The organism is Streptomyces sp. NBC_00996 (assembly GCF_045162675.1).
Classification (GTDB): domain Bacteria; phylum Actinomycetota; class Actinomycetes; order Streptomycetales; family Streptomycetaceae; genus Streptomyces.
Genome location: NZ_CP108723.1, coordinates 541,856 through 557,840 on the forward strand (window position 1 = coordinate 541,856; position 15,985 = coordinate 557,840).

The following is a 15,985-nucleotide window of genomic DNA, read 5'->3' on the forward strand; positions in this document are numbered from 1 at the left end:
ACGGTGCAGGTCAGCCCGTGCTGACAGGGCCCGCCCCGCTTCCGCTGAGCCACTGCTCCCAGCTCAGGTTGAACGCGGCGTAGCCGTTGTCGGCTGGGGCTTTCCCACGCGGGGAACCGGTGACGGTGACCGGGTCGCCCTGTTTGACCTGGCCGTAGAACCATTTGGCGTCGGACAGCGACAGGTGGACGCAACCGTGCGAGCCTCGGGCGCTGCCACTGCCCGGGTTGGGGTCGCCGGTGGAGTAGTGGACATAGGTGCCGGACTGGGTGAGGTGGACGTCCCACGGGAGGGTCAGGTCGTAGTAGTCGGCGCTGCCCTTGTTGCAGCTGATGCCAACGCTGCACGAGGTCATGTGGACCTTCTTCTGCTTGTCGATCACCGCCATCGTGCCGTCCCAGGTGGGGTACTGAGCGCTGCCCGCGTTGATGGACAAGGTGCGCAGCAGGTTGCCGTTCTTCGTGACGTTCATGGTGTGGCCGGTGGCGGAGACATCCGCTCGGACGTCGTCACCAACGGTGAAGGTGTGGACATAGCCGTGCGTGCCGTAACGGCCGTTACCGTTGGCAACTCCCTCCAGATTGGCGTCGATCTTCACCTTCGTGCCGGAGGGCCAGTACGTCTTGGGCCGCCAGTCGACGCGCCGGTCGCCGAACCAATGCCAGGCCCCGATGGCGGGTTGAGAGGCGGTCACCTTCATGTGCTTCTCGATCCCGGCCCGCGCCTTGGTGGCCACCGGATTGGTGAAGACCACCGAGATCGGCATGGCGACCCCGACGGTGGTGCCGGTCTGGGGCGTGATCGTCTCCAGCAGCATCGGCGGTCCCTTGGGTTTCGGCGGGGTGGTGCTCGCCTTCCCGGACGCTCCGTCCTTCCCCTCAGCGGGCCTCTTCGTCGGGCTCCCGCTGCCGCAGGCGCTGGTGCCCGCCAGCACCGCGCCCATCATGAGTGCAATCCCTATGTTGATGGTGTGTTGCCTCACATCTACCCCGCTCGTCATCGTCTGGCCTCAACGTCCTCTCAGACGGCCGAGATCTGGCCGCGGTTGCTACGAACTGGCAAAAGCGCGCATTCTTCCAGCTCGGCGGTCGGAATCACTGCCTCCCCCGGCTGAGCTACTGCCCGGTCGGGCCGCCACCCATACCGTCCAAGTCTCATTCCCTGCTCCACCTGGCCCCTTGGCTTCAGCAACTCGGCAGCCTCCCGCAGGGGTCGTGCATCGCCGGCCTCGGCGGCGTCCATTCTCTAGAACTGACCTGGCGTCAGGGGAATCGTTCGATGGGGCGGCGTCACTGTCACGCCGCCCCAGCTTGGCTGCCGAGCATCAATCGGGGTCGAACGACCCTGCGGTTCGGGGCTTGCCTCAAACTGGGTTGATCCAAGTGACGCAAGCCGATGGCGCCCAGCACTCGACCACCTCCACTCCATACTTGCTCGGCGCGCCTACGCCGGCATCCTGCTGTTCAACATCGAGCCATGACGCTGCGTCACCATCCGTTCGGGCGCACCGACAGGCGTCGCCACCGTGGTAGCGGCCATATAGCGCCCGTGCACGTTCGAGCCGCAAACCCACGCGCTCCCCAGCGGCCCAAGCCGCTGGGACTCCACCCTCTCCCAGCCGGCCACGTGGGGAAGTCTGGCGAGCAGACCGTCCGCCGGCTCCTCGATGAAGGCGAGGCTGCGCCGCCAGGGCCCTCTCGCAGGTAGCGGTGCCTGGGGCGGGAAGCCCTCAGGCCCCGCTCGGAGCGTAGGCGCTGTACCTGCTCGACGGGCACGCCGCCGCCGACGGGCAGCGGACGATCCCGGACGGGATGCCGGCCGTGTGGGTTGCGAGTTGCGAGCGATAGAACCGCCGCCATCATGCTCGATGAACACCGCCCCCGAAGTATTGGCGACTTCTCACCACCAGAGGTTCTTTATCGGGCTCTGGACCAGCTGATCAGACCTCTTTCCGGAGAAGAGGACCTTCCATGGCCCATCTTTACTCTTCTCGACTTCTCCAACAGCCCACCCGACATGCGCGCCCATTCTGTCAAGACACTTCCAGTAAATGGGCTTCCCATTCAAGAACTCTACGGTTCCGCCGGCCACCGAGGAGCATTCGATCATTTCGCGGGGATTGTTCGGGTTCTGGATTTCCAGTCCCCACGGTATCTCTACATGCGGCATCTTCTCGTATTCTCCCATTCCGGATGGGAGGTTGAGTATCGTGACCTTCCGGCTCCAGGGATTTGCCAAGCAGCCGACGTGGCCCGGGTCCCAACTTCCCTTCGGCCAGCACGGGTCGAAGATATAGTTCTTCGCCGTACATCGGAGCGCCCCGGGCGATTTGCTGACCAGGCTCTCCTCCCAGCAGCGCGCAGGCCCTACATGTTCAGTGACGGCATACTCGGGGCTCAGGCTGCCTTCGGGGTCGAAAAGGGTCACGAGATGCTCGGAAGAATGATCGATCCTCGGAGGCGGGTTGTCGCGGAAGATCCCTACCACCCCGGACACTGCGCCGTCGGCAAGATCAGCCGCGATGACAGTGATGATCGCAACTACCGCAGTCGAAATAAGCTGAACCCAATTCACGCGCCGCGGCCGGCCCACCCCCGGAGTGCTCATACGGAAAGGGTGCGCAACTGTCACATGACCGAATGTCGCGGAATCTCAACAGCCGCGCAACAGTTTGCACCATTAGGATCTGCACTTCCGGGAGACCCAGGGGACGCATCATTCCTGATGCCTTACAGCCGTTAACCTCGTGAGAGCCCCGCCGTCTGCGGCTCCGCCTCAATCCGGCGCCCAGCCGACGCGACCCAGGCAGCCGGCTGCGGTTCAGGTCCCGCCCGCCGCACGGACGGTGGCCGATCGCCTGCCCTGAGGCGTCCGGGGCCGCGTCACCGACCAACATCCGGGCTCATTCGCGGACTTCTGCCCGCGCGGCCCGTATCGCGTGGGCCTTGGGCCCCGCTGCGGCGAGGGTACCGATGCGGCGGGAGACCGTCGGGTCGGAGGCCACTGGCCCGAACACGGCCGGTTCGGCCCACAGCATCCCGACATCCGCGAGGCAGTCCCCGCCCAGCGCGACCGCGAGAGCCAGGTCAAGCAGGATCTCGCCCGGATCGTGCACCGCACCCGGACGTCGCCACGGCGTCAGCGCCGTCGATATCGACTGGTCCAGCCCGGCCTTGCGGGCGGTCTCGACCAGCAGCACGGCCCCGGCCTGGGACACCACCGCATGACCGCCGCCCTCGATGCGGACGCGTGGAGAGGAGCCGATACGCTTCTTCACCTGGAAGTGCCTCCGACGGTGGCAGGAACAAGGATCTCGACAATCCTCATCCTTGCTGGTCAGAGACGCTTTCCGCGCTACCTGACCACCCGTCGAACAGTCCGCTTCATGAAGGGGCGAAGGCGATACGGACAGCCCGCTTCATGAAAGCGCGAGGTTAACCCAATGAGGCGGGTCGGTCCTGGTTGCCATGTCCGGGGCCGGACTTGGGGGTGCGGTCCGGCGTGGGCCATCACCCTGGATCGTGCCGGATCAGCTGTGGGACCGCGTCGCCGGTCCGCGGCCGGGTGGGCCGGTCCCGCACCAACATCGCCGGCTGCCCCCTTCAGTCACAGCATTGCTTCCCGGGTTACGGGACCAGCAACGACCGGTTCAACTGCTGTCAGGCAATCGGCAGTCCGGTGATGGCGCTGATCAGGTCGGCGGTGCGGGCAGCGGCGTCCCGCGGCTCCATGCGCTCGGTGAGCACGGATTCCAGGAGCGTGCGGAGCTGTGCCGAGACGCGGGAGCAGGGAGGTGTGGGCGGAAGCGCACCACGGCCTGCTCCAGCATGGTGCCCGTTGCCTGCAGAAACGGGGATCGTGCGGCGGCCGCGTCGAGGGCGGAGCGCCGGGGGCCAACTGCCAGGTGGTCTGGGACATCCGGGACAGCGCATCGACCGAGGTGACGGCCCGCAGCAGACGCATGGCCGACCGGGGTGCCGAGGCCTGCCGGAACACGCAGTACACCATGCCGCCGACGAGCGTGCGGCGCCATCGCGCGGCCCCGCGGGCATCGCGATGAACCCGAACTGATCGAGCACGTCTTCCGTGGCCAGCGACGCCGCGGCGGCCAAGGCCGGGGCGTCGTAGCTGCCTCCGATGGCCAGGCCGGCTTTCCCTTCGGCGAGTTGCCGCATCGGTCGGTGGCGCTCGTAGCTCACCGCTTCGGCGGGAACGACACCGGCGTGGAGCAGCTGCCGCAGGAACGTCAGGCATTCGGTGGCGGCCGGAGTGTCAAGCGTGACGACACCGTCGCCGAGGACTGCAGCGCCGTTCGACGCGAGCAGCGACAAAAGACAATAGGTCGCCGTCTCGCCGTCTCGCCGTCTCGCCGGCCAGCGGCCCGCCGGGCAGGGTCAGCGGGATGGAGGCGCCACGCTCGGCCGGCGCCTGGCCGACTGCGGCCAGCTCCTGCCAGGTCCGCGGCGGCTGGTGCCCGGCGGCGGTCAGATCGGCGCGCCGGTACCAGATACCGGCGACGTCGGCCTCCGCCTGCACGGCGACGGGGCCGCCGTCGAACTTGTTCGCCGTCCGGAACGGCTCGACGAAGTCCTGCTCGTACTCATCGCGCACCCAGTCCGGGTCGACCTCGTGCAACCGAGTGAGAAACCCGGAGGCCGCGAATTCGTGCACCCAGACGGAGTCCATGATCGCCAGGTCGGGGGCCCGGCCCTCCGCGACCGCACGCACCAGGACCTGACGCAGCTCGGAGAGCCCGACCTGGTGGACGTTCAGGGTGAGGTCCGGCGGCGCCGCCGCCCGCACCATCGCCTCCCAGCTGCCCTCGGGGACAACGACCTGGACGTCGTGCGGGGACGTGAGCGGAGGTATCCACTCGGGGTTGACGAAGGAACCATGCCGGCGCTGGCGCAGCACGATCCCCTCCTCGGCCATCTCGGTCAGGGCACGGTTGACCGGGGTGCGGCTGATGTTGTACGGGGCGCACAGTTCCTGCTCGGTGGGCAGCCGGTCTCCGGGGCCGTACCACCCGTCGATGATCTCCTGGATCAGCAGCGTCTTGAGCTGAACGTAGACCGGCAGCGGCTGCTTGGGGTCAATCGCCGTGCCCATCAGCGGTTTCCTCGTCTTCCCCTGCGTCATCTGTTCGGATTCCCACCGGTCATACCAAAGTGCAGGACCCCCAACACAGCGGCCGGCCGGGCGAACCAGTGACGGGCGAGCCGGTCTCCGGTGTCCGCGTCACAGGTCTCCGGCAGCAGGCCGTCCACGCCTGCCACCCGGTCGATCCGGTCCAGCACGGTCGCTGCGCGGGCCTTGCCGCCGATGGTTTCCGCGACGGCGAGTTCCTGGGCGTCGCCGAGGGGCTACCGGCAGGGGCATCGACCGTCACGAGCGCGGAAGTGGCCAACTCCGCAGCGCTGACGGCCACGTCAACGCCCCTGACGTTCACCTCGGAATGCACTTCGAGGGACGTGGGCGGGTTGACCTCGGTGATCTCCGCCAGCGCGCAGCGGTCCAGCCGACCGCTGAACCGCAGGACCGCGCGTACCCCCGGCACCGCCTCGATCACGTACCGCTGGACGAGCACCTGCCGGTTGGGCAGCGCCCACGCCGTGGCGGAGCAGGACCATCCCTGTCCCGTACGGCGCCAGACCGGTCGGCCTTCCTCGTCCACGCCGACCCGGCGCCCGGACACCTCCTCGTCGGGCAGATCCAGGCGCAAGAAGGCGTACCGGTCCTCGGTGAGCCAGCCGCGATACCGGCGCACAGCCGCGGGGTCACCGCGCCAGGGCTCCTCGAACGGCGGCGCTCCCGACATCTCCACGAACCCGTGGAGAGGGTGCGGAGCGCCGATGGACAGCCACGACCCGTCGGCGCCGAAGGACGCGGCGACCAGCCCGTTGCCCAGGTCGAGCGGCTTGGGCAGGCCTCCGGCGGTCAGGGCGCCGTCGGCGGCGCGGTACGGGCTCACCGGTCGCCTCCCGCTGCGGCGCCGAGGCGCTCCACCGCGTCCGCGCGGTACAGGGCTTCCTGACGCATGCTCAGTGCCGGCTCCTGATCGCGCTCCCGGGTGATCACGCCGAGGTCGATGGTGACCCGCAGCGCGGTCTCGTCCACGGCCGCCGCGGCCAGCACCTCTCCGGCCGGGTCGACGATCAGGGAGTTCCCGCTACGAGCGCAGCCGCTCCAGACGCTCACGCAGCCGCCGCGACGCCCATGCCATCTGGCAGGACTTTCCACCGGCCACGCCTGCTGTCGACGATCACACCTCGGTTGCCGACTCGCCCCAGTACCTCACCCGGCCAGGACCGACACCCACTGCGACGATCGTGACCGCGGCCACCGCAACCCATCACGGCCCTCGTCCGCCGGTCTGTACGGGCCACGAAGACAACCCCGACGGCGCCCTCCAGGGCATAGCCGAACGTTTCCCTTCCGCCGCCTGTCGGCGTACCCCGGAATCAACCTCCGGCAGCTGCGCGTATCACCCGCGGGCATCCTCTTCAGACCGGCAGGCCGGGGGTGCGGCGCGGTACCGGGCAGATTCGCGAAGACTTCCATGCCGACTCAGCCACTCAGCCCCGGTGAGGCAGCCGACATATACCTCTCGGGCGGCTAACCCTCACCCTGCCTCAGCAGGCTCCTCGGGCGCCGGGCGGGACTCGTACAGGACCGCGTGATAGCGACCGGACGCCTCCCGGCCCGACGGATCGAGTCCGGCCCGGACGACGTCCGCGAGGGCCATGCGCTGCTCCTCCGGACCGGTGAACAGGCGCTGCGGGTAGGTGCGTGAGCGGTCGACGGCGGTGTGCAGCCCATGGGATGCGAGGACGGCTGCGATTCGGCCGTACGGGATGCTGCGCAGGACGAACGCCGCGACCTGTGCGGGCGATCGGGTGCAGGCCAGGACAGCGCCGAAGGTCCGCTCGGTGATGTAGCTGCCGCCGCCCGTCAGTGTGAGGAGGCCGACACGGGAGACGGCTCGGCGTAGTGCCGCGCTGGGCGGGCGGCGTTCGAGGTTCTCGGCGTAGGCGTGGTCTAGCAGTCCCACGGCCACGGCGTACTTGATCGCGGGCGCGGACACGTCGAGACCGACGACCGCGACGGCGTCGTCTCTTCGGCGGGCTGCGTAGAACTCCTTGTCGGAATGGATGAGTTCGGCCGCGGTCAGGTGGGTGGCCGCGGGGCGGGTGTAGTGCGTGTAGAGGTCGGCAAGGGTCAGGTCGTGGTTGAGAAGGGCCGCGTTGATTCCGTACGAGCAGCAGATGTCGAGCACCGTGACATCCGGGCGGCCTGTGCTCCGGGCCCTGCACTCCTCGACGCTTCTCCGGAAGACCGGCTGAGCGTGATGAGGGATCTCGTATTGCAAAGGTGCGAGCCGCCTGAAGTAAGGCCGGGGGTCGGGCTGCTCGTAGATGTCGTCGAAGCGTGACTTGCCGGACAGGTGCGACACGATGGGCGATGCCTCCACGGGGCGGGAACACCGTGGCCGGAGCGGCCACGTCCCTCCGTTCCTTAACCTCCTCAACCGTGCGGTCAGCGCGCGATGGGCCATCCGGCCGACGGTGGCGCCATCACGAGCCGCCCGACCCGCAGGCACAGCTCCACGGTGATCGCTGCCCCCGGCGCCTGCAGGTCCGCGTCCGGGTGCATGACGAGAACCGCTTCGTGGACGTTGGCACGTCGCATTCGACCGGTATGCCGATCTCGCGAGCGACCCGTTCCTGGCAGTCCGGTTGCCGCAGCCAACGCAGAGTCGGGCCACGATCACACGCTCAATCTCCCGCCGTAGCGCCGCCGAGGAGTTCCATCGGCTCCTCGACGCTTCATCATCGACGACGCCGAGGTGTTCAACGACAAGGTGCGCGCGAAGGGGAGGATTACGACAACTGCCATCGTCCACACGGCGGCCCCCTCCGAACGCCTCAAGCAAAAGACCATGGCCATGGATGATTTCCTCGTGCCGACATCGGACACGGTCCACGATCGGCGTGGTCGCAAGGAGGTCCGGGGTGGGGCGCCGGGGTCGGCTCCGCGGGTCCTGAAACCGGTCAGGCGGTAGGTTGACCGTGAGGTAGCCATGGCCGAAGAGGTGTGCATCCGGCTCCTCGGCGGTTTTGCTGTGACGGTCGAGGGCCGCCCGGTCGCCGCCGGGGCCTGGCGGCTGCGCAAGGCCCGGAGTCTGCTGAAACTCCTGTGCCTGTCACCGGGCCACCAGATGCACCGGGAGCGGCTGTACGACCTGCTGTGGCCGGACCTCGACCGGACGGCCGCGTCGAACAACCTGCACCAGGTAATGCACGCCGCGCGGCGTGCGCTGGCCTCCGCGGGGGCGCGGGGGGACGTCGTCGTGCTCCGCGACGACATGGTGCTGCTCGGCGCCGATGGCGGCGTGCGGATCGACCTCGACGAACTCGACGAGGCGGTCCGGCGGGCCTCGCGCGGCGGCGGGACGGCGGATTTTCGTGCGGCGCTCACGCTGGCCGATCCCGGGCTGCTGCCCGAGGACCGTTACGAGCCATGGGCCGGCGAGGCGGCCGCGGCGCTGGAGGTGCGCCGTACGACGCTCATGCTGGGGCTGGCCGAGGCGCTCGAGCGCGATCACCGCACGACCGAGGCCGTTGACGTGCTGCAGGCCGTGGTCGCTCGGGACCCCCTGCACGAGCCCGGCCACCGGGCGCTGATGCGGGCTCTGGCCGACGCCGGACGGCGCCGGGAGGCGCTCGCCACGTACGAGCGTCTGCGGGACGCACTCCGCCGTGACACCGGCGCCGATCCCGATCCGCAGACGCGCGGTCTTTTCCGTCTCTTGCTGGCCGACTCGGTCGAGGCGCGAGAAGAGCGGCTCGATGTCCCGCGGCATAATCTGCCGACGCCGGCGACCGCCCTCATCGGCCGGGAGCGCGAGATGGCCGAGGTGGAGAAGCTGCTCGGGCGGAGCAGGCTGCTGACCCTCACCGGGGCCGGCGGCTGCGGCAAGACCCGGCTCGCGCTCGCTGTGGCATCCCGTCGGGGCGACGACTTCCGGGACGGGGTGTGGTTCGTGGACCTCGCCGCGCTGACGGAACCGCATCTCGTTCCCGAGGCGGTCGCCGCGGTCCTGGGACTGCAGCTCCCGTTGTCCGGCCGGGCCCGGGAAGCGCTGATCGCGCAGCTCGGCGGCCGGGACATGCTGCTGGTTCTGGACAATTGTGAACACCTGGTCGACGCGTGCGCCGCCTTGGTCTCGGAGGTCATGGCACGCTGCCCGGGCGTCTTCGTGCTCGCGACCAGCCGGGAGCCGTTGCGCAGCTATGGGGAACGTACTTTCAGGGTGCCGTCCCTGGGTCTTCCGGATCCGCATCGGCTGCCGTCCGTGGAGGAACTGGGCCGGTTCGCCTCCGTGCGGCTCTTCGTGGAGCGGGCCGCCGACGCGGCCCCCGGCTTCCAGCTGACCGCAGAGAACGCTGCGGCTGTGGCACAGATCTGCTTCCGGCTCGACGGAATGCCGCTGGCCTTGGAGCTGGCTGCGGCCCGGGTTCACGTACTGGCCGCCCGCCAGATCGCCGAACGGCTCGACGACGCCCTGGCCCTCCTCGGCCGCGGCTGCCGGCATGGCGTGACCCGCCAGGAGACGCTGCTGGCCACGCTGGAATGGAGTCACCGGCTGCTCGACGACGAGGAACGGCGCTTGCTGCGTCGGCTGGCGGTCTTCGCGGGCGGGTTTTCGCTCGCCGCGGCCGAGGAGGTGTGCGCCGACGGCAGCCAGCACACCTCGGTGCTGGACCTCCTCGGGCGGCTGGCCGACAAATCCCTGGTGTGGGTGGAGGCCCGGCAGCACGAGGCCCGCTATCGGCTGCTGGAGACCATTCGGCAGTACGCCGCGGAGCGCCTGCGGTCCGCCGGGGAGCTGGCGGCCACCGAGGCCAGGCACCGGCGCTTCTACCTGGAACTCGCCGAGGCGCGGGACAGCGAGGCGCCCACCGGAGTGTCCGGGGCGACCTCGCTGGAGCTGGAGGCCGACTACGGCAACCTCCGGGCCGCCCTGCGCTCGTCTCTGCGCCATGAACCGGACAGCGCGCTGCGCCTGGCGGTCGCGCTGCGATCGTTCTGGCCCGAACGCGGCCGCCTCGCCGAGGGTCGGCGCTGGCTGGACGACGCCCTGGCCGCCGCACCGGAGCCCACCCCGCACCGCGCCAGAGCGCTGATGGGGCGCGCCGTGCTGGCGATCCGCCTCGGTGAGGGATACCCGTTGGAGGACATCGCCGGGCAGATCGTCGGGATCCACCAGCGGCGGCCGGAACCGGCGGCGCTGGCGTACGCCTACTTTCAACAAGCGGTTCTGCTCTGGATGGGCGGTACGTGGGAAGGGGCCCGCACGGCTCTCGACCGGGCCCGCGTTCTCGCCCGTGACGCGAGCGAGCCCTCGATCCTCGCCGCTGCCGCGCACCTCGACGGCGTTTGGGCCGTGTGCCGTGGCGAGGGCGCCATGGCCCGCGCCGCCTGCACGGAAAGTCTGCGGCTGCTCGATGACGTAGGAGCAGGCGGTGAGCCGTCGTTCCCCGTCATGACACCGGGGTACGCGGTCGAGGACGACGAGGCGGGGCAGGTGTCGCTGTTCTTCGAGGAGACGGTGCTCGCCGGCCGCACGGTCGGCCCGTCCCGGGCGCGCGGCTATGTCCTGGCGAATCTCGCGTGGGCGAACCGCCTGCGGGGCGACACCGCCGCCGCCACGGCGGCCGCCGAAGAAGGTGCCGACTGCTTCCGCGCGCTCGCCGACCCGCACGGGGAATCCCTGGCCTTCAACACGCTCGGCAACATCCACCGGAGCCGAGGCGACCACGAGGCGGCAAGGGAGTACCTCGACGCGGCACTGGCGATCCGGCGTCGGCTCGGCGACCGCCGGGAGGAAGGCATCACCCTCGGTTGTCTCGGCCTGCTCCACCTGGCCGGCGGGGACACCGAAAGCGCCCGGGCCACCATCGCCCATGCTCTTGCGGGCTTCGAGGAGACCGACGACATCCCAGGCGCCACCAACAGCCTGCTCCACCTCGGCCTCGTGGCCCGGACCGCGGGTGACTCGGCGCGAGCCCGCACCCTGCTGACCCGCGCCCAGCGGCTGGAGCACGTCGCCGGGTCGCCCTCCGCCGCCGGATGGGTCGCCCTCATGCTGGCGCAGCTGCAGTGGCAGGCGGGTGACCGCGGCGCCGCCGAGACGTCGGCCGCCCAGGCCGGTGACCTCTTCGCCCAGTTCGGCGACGCGCGCGGCCCGGCCGTCCTGCGGCGCACGATGTCACGGGCGCCTACCGGGCAAAGCGGCTGCTGAGTGAGTGCTAAGCGGCACGGCCTACGGTCCTGACCATCAGCGCAAGCACTCGTACCGAGGAGCCGACCATGTCGATCGACACGGCAAGGGGCGTTCTGGGGGATGCCACCATCGCCGAACTGGAGTCAGCACTGCGCGGCACCGTTGTCCGTCCTGACGACGCCGCCTACGACGAGGCCCGGGCGGTCTGGAACGCGGCCCACGACAAGCATCCTGCCCTGATCGTGCGCTGCGCCGGGACCGCGGACGTGATCCACGCCGTCGAGTTCGCCCGCAGCCAGGACCTGCTCGTCGCTGTGCGCGGCGGCGCTCACAGTATCGCCGGATTCTCGACCTGCGACGGCGGCATCGTCATCGACCTGTCGCTCATGAAGGGCGCCACAGTCGATCCGGTGCGGCGCCGGGTCGTCGCCCAGGCAGGTATGACGTGGGGCGACCTCGACCATGAAACCCAGGCCTTCGGGCTCGCCGTGACCGGCGGACTGGTCTCCTCGACCGGCATCGCCGGCTTCACTCTCGGCGGCGGCGTCGGCTGGCTCCTGCGCCGCCACGGTCTGGCCTCCGACAATGTGACGGCGGCCGAGGTCGTCACCGCGGACGGCCGTGTGGTGCGTGCGGACCCGCGAGGGCACTCGGAGCTGTTCTGGGCCCTGCGCGGTGGCGGCGGCAACTTCGGTGTGGTCACCTCGCTCGAGTACCAGCTGCACCCGGTCGGGCCACAGGTCCTGGCCGGCCTGATCTTCTACCCCGTCGCCGAGGCCCGACAAGTGATCACGGGCTGGCGCGAGCTGACCGGAGACATGCCGGACGAACTCACCACACTCGTCGATCTGACGACGGCACCTCCGCTGCCGTTCCTGCCCGAGGAAGTCCACGGCACCCGCGTCGTGGTGCTGGCCGGCATGTACGCGGGCGACCCCGCGGCCGGCGAGGCGGCCGTAGGTCCGCTGCGCACGCTGGGGACACCCATCGCCGACCTCATGGGTCCCATGCCGTACTTGGGCATGCAGTCACTGCTCGACCCGCTGTGGACGGCCGGCGCCCACAACTACTTCACATCGGCGTTCATCGAGCCGTCCGACGCCGCGATCGACGCCCTGCTGCGGCACCACCTGACGACGCCCACGCCCTTCAGCGAACTGCATCTGCACCAACTGGGCGGTGCCTACGCCCGCGTGCCCGCCGAGGCCACGGCGTTCAGCCAGCGTGGGACGAGCACCCTGTGCAACGTGATCGCGCGCTCCCCCGACGCGACGGGGTTCGACGCCCATGTCACCTGGGCCCGCAACGCCCGCCAGGAGATCGCACGCCACGGCCACGGGGCCATGTACGTCAACTTCACCGGCGACGCCGCCGAGGACAAGGTCCATGCCTCGTACCCGAACGCGGTCCACGAACGGCTCGTGAGAGTCAAGGACACCTACGATCCCACCAATCTGTTCCGCCTCAACCAGAACATCCGCCCCTCAGCCGCGGCGTGACCAGGAGCTGGTGCTCACCAGCGGGCGGCGAGCTGCTACAGCCTGGTAAGCCACTCGACCGTCCCGGTGCGCGGACCTGGATGCCGTGATGGACGCGGTGGTCGGCGTCGGCCGGGGCGGCCGGCGTCGGCCGGGGCGGTCGCGTTGATGATGAACTCGTCGATGATGCCGGGCGACGGCGACAGTGGCACCGATTCCAGCACGGACAGGTTGAAAATCTGGACGAGGTCGCCGGCGGGAGCGGAGCCGGAGTGACGTCACGTGATCACACTCAGCCTTGAGGCTCCTGCGGTTTGGCCTCGACCTCGCGCAGACTCTGGCCCGTGAGTTCGGTACGTGCCTCGGTGCGGTGCCCCCGGGCGACGTAGTCACGCACGACTGCTTCGACGGCGTCCTGGGGCGACCCGATCCCCGCCAGAACCATCGCTTCCACCACCAGTTCGGCATCAAGACTGATGTTGATGTTGGCCACGAGCGCCCCCTCCTTCGGACCAGGACTCTACTGGCCTTGTTGGTGTGATGTCGCGGGGGACTGACAAGCTGTGGTTGTCACGGGTCCCGGCGTATGCGCCCGCAAATCGTGCACCAGGTTCAACTGGCAGGAACGGAGCAGGGTTTGGGCTGGGCCGCTCGCCTGCCGGCGGGCCAGTGCTTCTGTGCTCCCACATTCTGCGGCAGCAGCGATGTCGGTGGCGCGGACGCCGATTTCATCGCGGCCGGCAATCTCATCGACTGCAAGGCGACCATCTGCCCCGAGCGGATCGGGGCGGATGGGATTCACCAGCCGGCCGGATACCTGCTCCTCGACCCTCGGGCCCACGTTCCACTGGGCGGGACAGGGCTGGAAAAGCGGCGGCGATCGTCGTGATCAGCGGGAGCAGGTGACGGCGCCGGTCCTCTTGCCGGGCCTGGCCGGGCGAAGGGCGGGACGGGTGGTGGACTGCAACGGAGAGGACAGCCCGGCCGGTGGCGTCTGCCCGGTCCACGCCGTGGGCGTATCGACGTCACGCCCCACGTAACCTCCTTCTCATGCCAGCTTCCCGCCTGCATCGCGTCGCCGTCCTGGTGCTCGAGGGTGCGAAGCCCCTCGATGTCGGAATTCCCGCGCAGGTGTTCACGACCCGCGCGAGCATGCCGTACGAGGTGCGGGTGTGCGGGGCGACACCCGGTCTCGTGACCGGCGGCGACGGCCTGTCGTACTCCGTCGCCCACGGCCTCGACACGCTTGCGTGGGCCGACATCGTCTTCGTCCCCGGCTACCGGCACCCGGACCGCGAAGACCCGCCGCAGCCCGTCGTCGACGCACTGATCGCCGCCCACGCGCGCGGCGCACGGCTCGCCGCCATCTCGACGGGCGCCTTCGCGCTCGCCGCCACGGGCCTGCTCGACGGCAGGCGCGCCACGACGCACTGGCACTACACGCGAGCACTCACGGCGAAGCACCCGCTCGTCCAGGTCGACGAGAACGTCCTGTTCGTCGACGAGGGCAGCGTGCTCACCTCGGCCGGCGCCGCCTCCGGCATCGACCTGTGCCTGCACATCCTGCGCGGCGACCTCGGAGTGGCCGCGTCCAACCACGCGGCTCGCCGCCTGGTCGCGGCTCCCTACCGCAGCGGCGGCCAGGCCCAGTACGTGCCGCGCAGCGTCCCCGAGCCGCTCGGCGAGCGCTTCGGCGCCACCCGCGAGTGGGCGCTGCACCGGCTCGACGAGCCCCTCACCCTTGACATACTGGCGCGCCAGGCCGGGGTCTCGCCGCGCACGTTCTCCCGGCGCTTCGTCGAGGAGACCGGATACACGCCGATGCAGTGGGTGATGCGCGCCCGCATCGACCTGGCCCGCGAACTGCTGGAGCGTTCGCAGCGCAGCGTCGAACAGATCGCCGCCGACGTCGGGCTCGGCAGCGGCGCGAACCTGCGCCTGCACTTCCAGCGCATCCTCGGCACCACACCGAGCGAGTACCGGCGCACCTTCACCCAAGGCGAGTAGCACCGTGTGGCGGGATCCTTTTGAACCGTGGCGATCTCGCCACTGTCAACGGCGGGAGCCGCGGGCGAGCCTGGTGGCGAAGGGAAGGGACATCACTCATGACTCGCATCGCCATCAACGGATTCGGCCGCATCGGACGCAATGTGCTGCGCGCGCTTCTGGAGCGCGACAGCGCCCTCGAGATCGTCGCTGTCAACGACCTCACTGCGCCCGCCACTCTCGCCCGACTGCTCGCCTACGACAGCACGGCCGGCAGGCTCGGACGTCCGGTGACCGTCGAGGGGGACGCCCTCGTCGTCGACGGCCGTCGGATCACGGTGCTGGCCGAGCGCGAACCGGCGAAGCTGCCGTGGGCCGAACTCGGCGTCGACATCGTCCTGGAAGCAACCGGCCGCTTCACCTCGGCCAAGGCCGCCCGCGCTCACCTCGACGCGGGCGCGCGCAAGGTGCTCGTCAGCGCGCCGTCGGACGGCGCCGACGTCACGCTCGCGTTCGGGGTCAACACCGACGCCTACGACCCGGACCTGCACACGATCGTCTCCAACGCCTCCTGCACCACCAACGCGCTCGCGCCGCTGGCCGCGGTCCTCGACAAACTCGCCGGTATCGAGCACGGGTTCATGACGACGGTGCACGCCTACACACAGGAGCAGAACCTGCAGGACGGTCCGCACCGCGACGCCCGTCGTGCCCGGGCCGCCGGCGTCAACATCGTGCCGACCACGACCGGCGCCGCCAAGGCGATCGGCCTCGTGCTGCCGAGCCTGGACGGCAAGCTGTCGGGCGACTCGATCCGCGTGCCGGTGCCGGTGGGCTCGCTCGTCGAACTCAACACGACCGTCGGCCGTGACGTGACGCGCGAGGACGTGGTGGCGGCATACCGCGCCGCGGCGGAGGGGCCGCTCGCCGGCATCCTCGAGTACTCGGACGACCCGCTCGTGTCGTCAGACATCGTGGGCAATCCGGCCTCGTCGATCTTCGACTCGGCCCTCACCCGCGTCGACGGCCGCCACGTGAAGGTGGTCGCGTGGTACGACAACGAGTGGGGCTTCTCGAACCGCGTGATCGACACGCTGGAAATCCTCGCCACCCGCTGACCGGACGCCGTGGCGCGGTCGAGGGCGCTCTTCGAGCGTCGCTGTGCTGGAAAAAACCCGTTGCCTGGGCGGGGCTTGCTGCCTTGGACGCAGAGAACGGGACTGAGGGCTCGATC

13 protein-coding genes and 1 pseudogene are annotated in these 15,985 nt (G+C 69.7%); 5 read left to right on the top strand and 9 right to left on the bottom strand.

Going from position 1 to position 15,985, the window contains the following annotated elements:
- Positions 1–10 precede the first annotated feature (10 nt).
- The 8 genes and pseudogenes from OG390_RS02790 to OG390_RS02825 all read right to left on the bottom strand — a co-directional run bounded on the left by OG390_RS02790 (position 11) and on the right by OG390_RS02825 (position 7,689).
- A complete protein-coding gene (locus OG390_RS02790) occupies positions 11–946 on the bottom strand; it encodes an Ig-like domain-containing protein (protein WP_406164820.1) in 936 nt (311 codons plus the stop codon).
- A 953-nt stretch (positions 947–1,899) separates the two neighbouring features.
- Positions 1,900–2,607, bottom strand: coding sequence for a hypothetical protein (locus OG390_RS02795; protein ID WP_406164821.1), 708 nt, complete (start codon positions 2,605–2,607; stop codon positions 1,900–1,902).
- 298 nt (positions 2,608–2,905) lie between these two features.
- Positions 2,906–3,277: pseudogene (locus tag OG390_RS02800) on the bottom strand (transposase); the annotation flags it as partial.
- Positions 3,278–4,272: 995 nt separating this feature from the next.
- Positions 4,273–5,109, bottom strand: coding sequence for an extracellular solute-binding protein (locus OG390_RS02805; protein ID WP_406164822.1), 837 nt, complete (start codon positions 5,107–5,109; stop codon positions 4,273–4,275).
- Positions 5,110–5,158: 49 nt separating this feature from the next.
- Positions 5,159–5,971, bottom strand: a complete 813-nt coding sequence (locus OG390_RS02810) for a hypothetical protein (RefSeq protein ID WP_406164823.1) — start codon at positions 5,969–5,971, stop codon at positions 5,159–5,161.
- Entirely contained in the window at positions 5,968–6,198 is a 231-nt protein-coding gene (locus OG390_RS02815; protein ID WP_406164824.1) for a hypothetical protein, read from the bottom strand. Before OG390_RS02815 ends, OG390_RS02810 begins: the two co-directional genes overlap by 4 nt.
- Positions 6,199–6,622: 424 nt before the next feature.
- Positions 6,623–7,471 carry a hypothetical protein gene (locus OG390_RS02820; RefSeq protein ID WP_406164825.1) on the bottom strand — a complete coding sequence of 283 codons (849 nt, stop codon included), beginning with the start codon at positions 7,469–7,471 and terminating at the stop codon, positions 6,623–6,625.
- Positions 7,472–7,536: 65 nt separating this feature from the next.
- Positions 7,537–7,689 (bottom strand): hypothetical protein, encoded by a 153-nt coding sequence (locus tag OG390_RS02825; protein ID WP_406164826.1) that lies wholly within the window; start codon positions 7,687–7,689, stop codon positions 7,537–7,539.
- A gap of 391 nt (positions 7,690–8,080) precedes the next feature.
- On the opposite strand from OG390_RS02825, the gene OG390_RS02830 reads away from it, so the two are divergent.
- Together OG390_RS02830 and OG390_RS02835 are read left to right on the top strand one after the other, a co-directional pair.
- The gene (locus OG390_RS02830) at positions 8,081–11,305 is read left to right on the top strand and encodes a BTAD domain-containing putative transcriptional regulator (protein ID WP_406164827.1); all 3,225 of its coding nucleotides are present in this window, start codon (positions 8,081–8,083) and stop codon (positions 11,303–11,305) included.
- Positions 11,306–11,373: 68 nt separating this feature from the next.
- A complete protein-coding gene (locus tag OG390_RS02835) occupies positions 11,374–12,786 on the top strand; it encodes an FAD-binding oxidoreductase (protein WP_406164828.1) in 1,413 nt (470 codons plus the stop codon).
- Between the two features lie 271 nt (positions 12,787–13,057).
- Here OG390_RS02835 and OG390_RS02840 read toward each other — a convergent pair whose 3' ends face one another.
- The gene (locus OG390_RS02840; RefSeq protein ID WP_406164829.1) at positions 13,058–13,258 is read right to left on the bottom strand and encodes a type II toxin-antitoxin system VapB family antitoxin; all 201 of its coding nucleotides are present in this window, start codon (positions 13,256–13,258) and stop codon (positions 13,058–13,060) included.
- Between the two features lie 93 nt (positions 13,259–13,351).
- Here OG390_RS02840 and OG390_RS02845 point away from each other — a divergent pair, with 93 nt between their 5' ends.
- The 3 genes from OG390_RS02845 (at position 13,352) to gap (ending at position 15,869) form a co-directional block, all read left to right on the top strand.
- On the top strand, positions 13,352–13,654 hold the full coding sequence (locus OG390_RS02845; protein ID WP_406164830.1) for a hypothetical protein: 303 nt from the start codon (positions 13,352–13,354) through the stop codon (positions 13,652–13,654).
- Between the two features lie 161 nt (positions 13,655–13,815).
- Complete coding sequence (locus OG390_RS02850) at positions 13,816–14,772, top strand: GlxA family transcriptional regulator (protein ID WP_406164831.1); 957 nt, start codon at positions 13,816–13,818, stop codon at positions 14,770–14,772.
- Positions 14,773–14,870: 98 nt separating this feature from the next.
- Positions 14,871–15,869 (top strand): type I glyceraldehyde-3-phosphate dehydrogenase, encoded by a 999-nt coding sequence (gene gap, locus OG390_RS02855; protein ID WP_406164832.1) that lies wholly within the window; start codon positions 14,871–14,873, stop codon positions 15,867–15,869.
- Positions 15,870–15,985 lie beyond the last annotated feature (116 nt).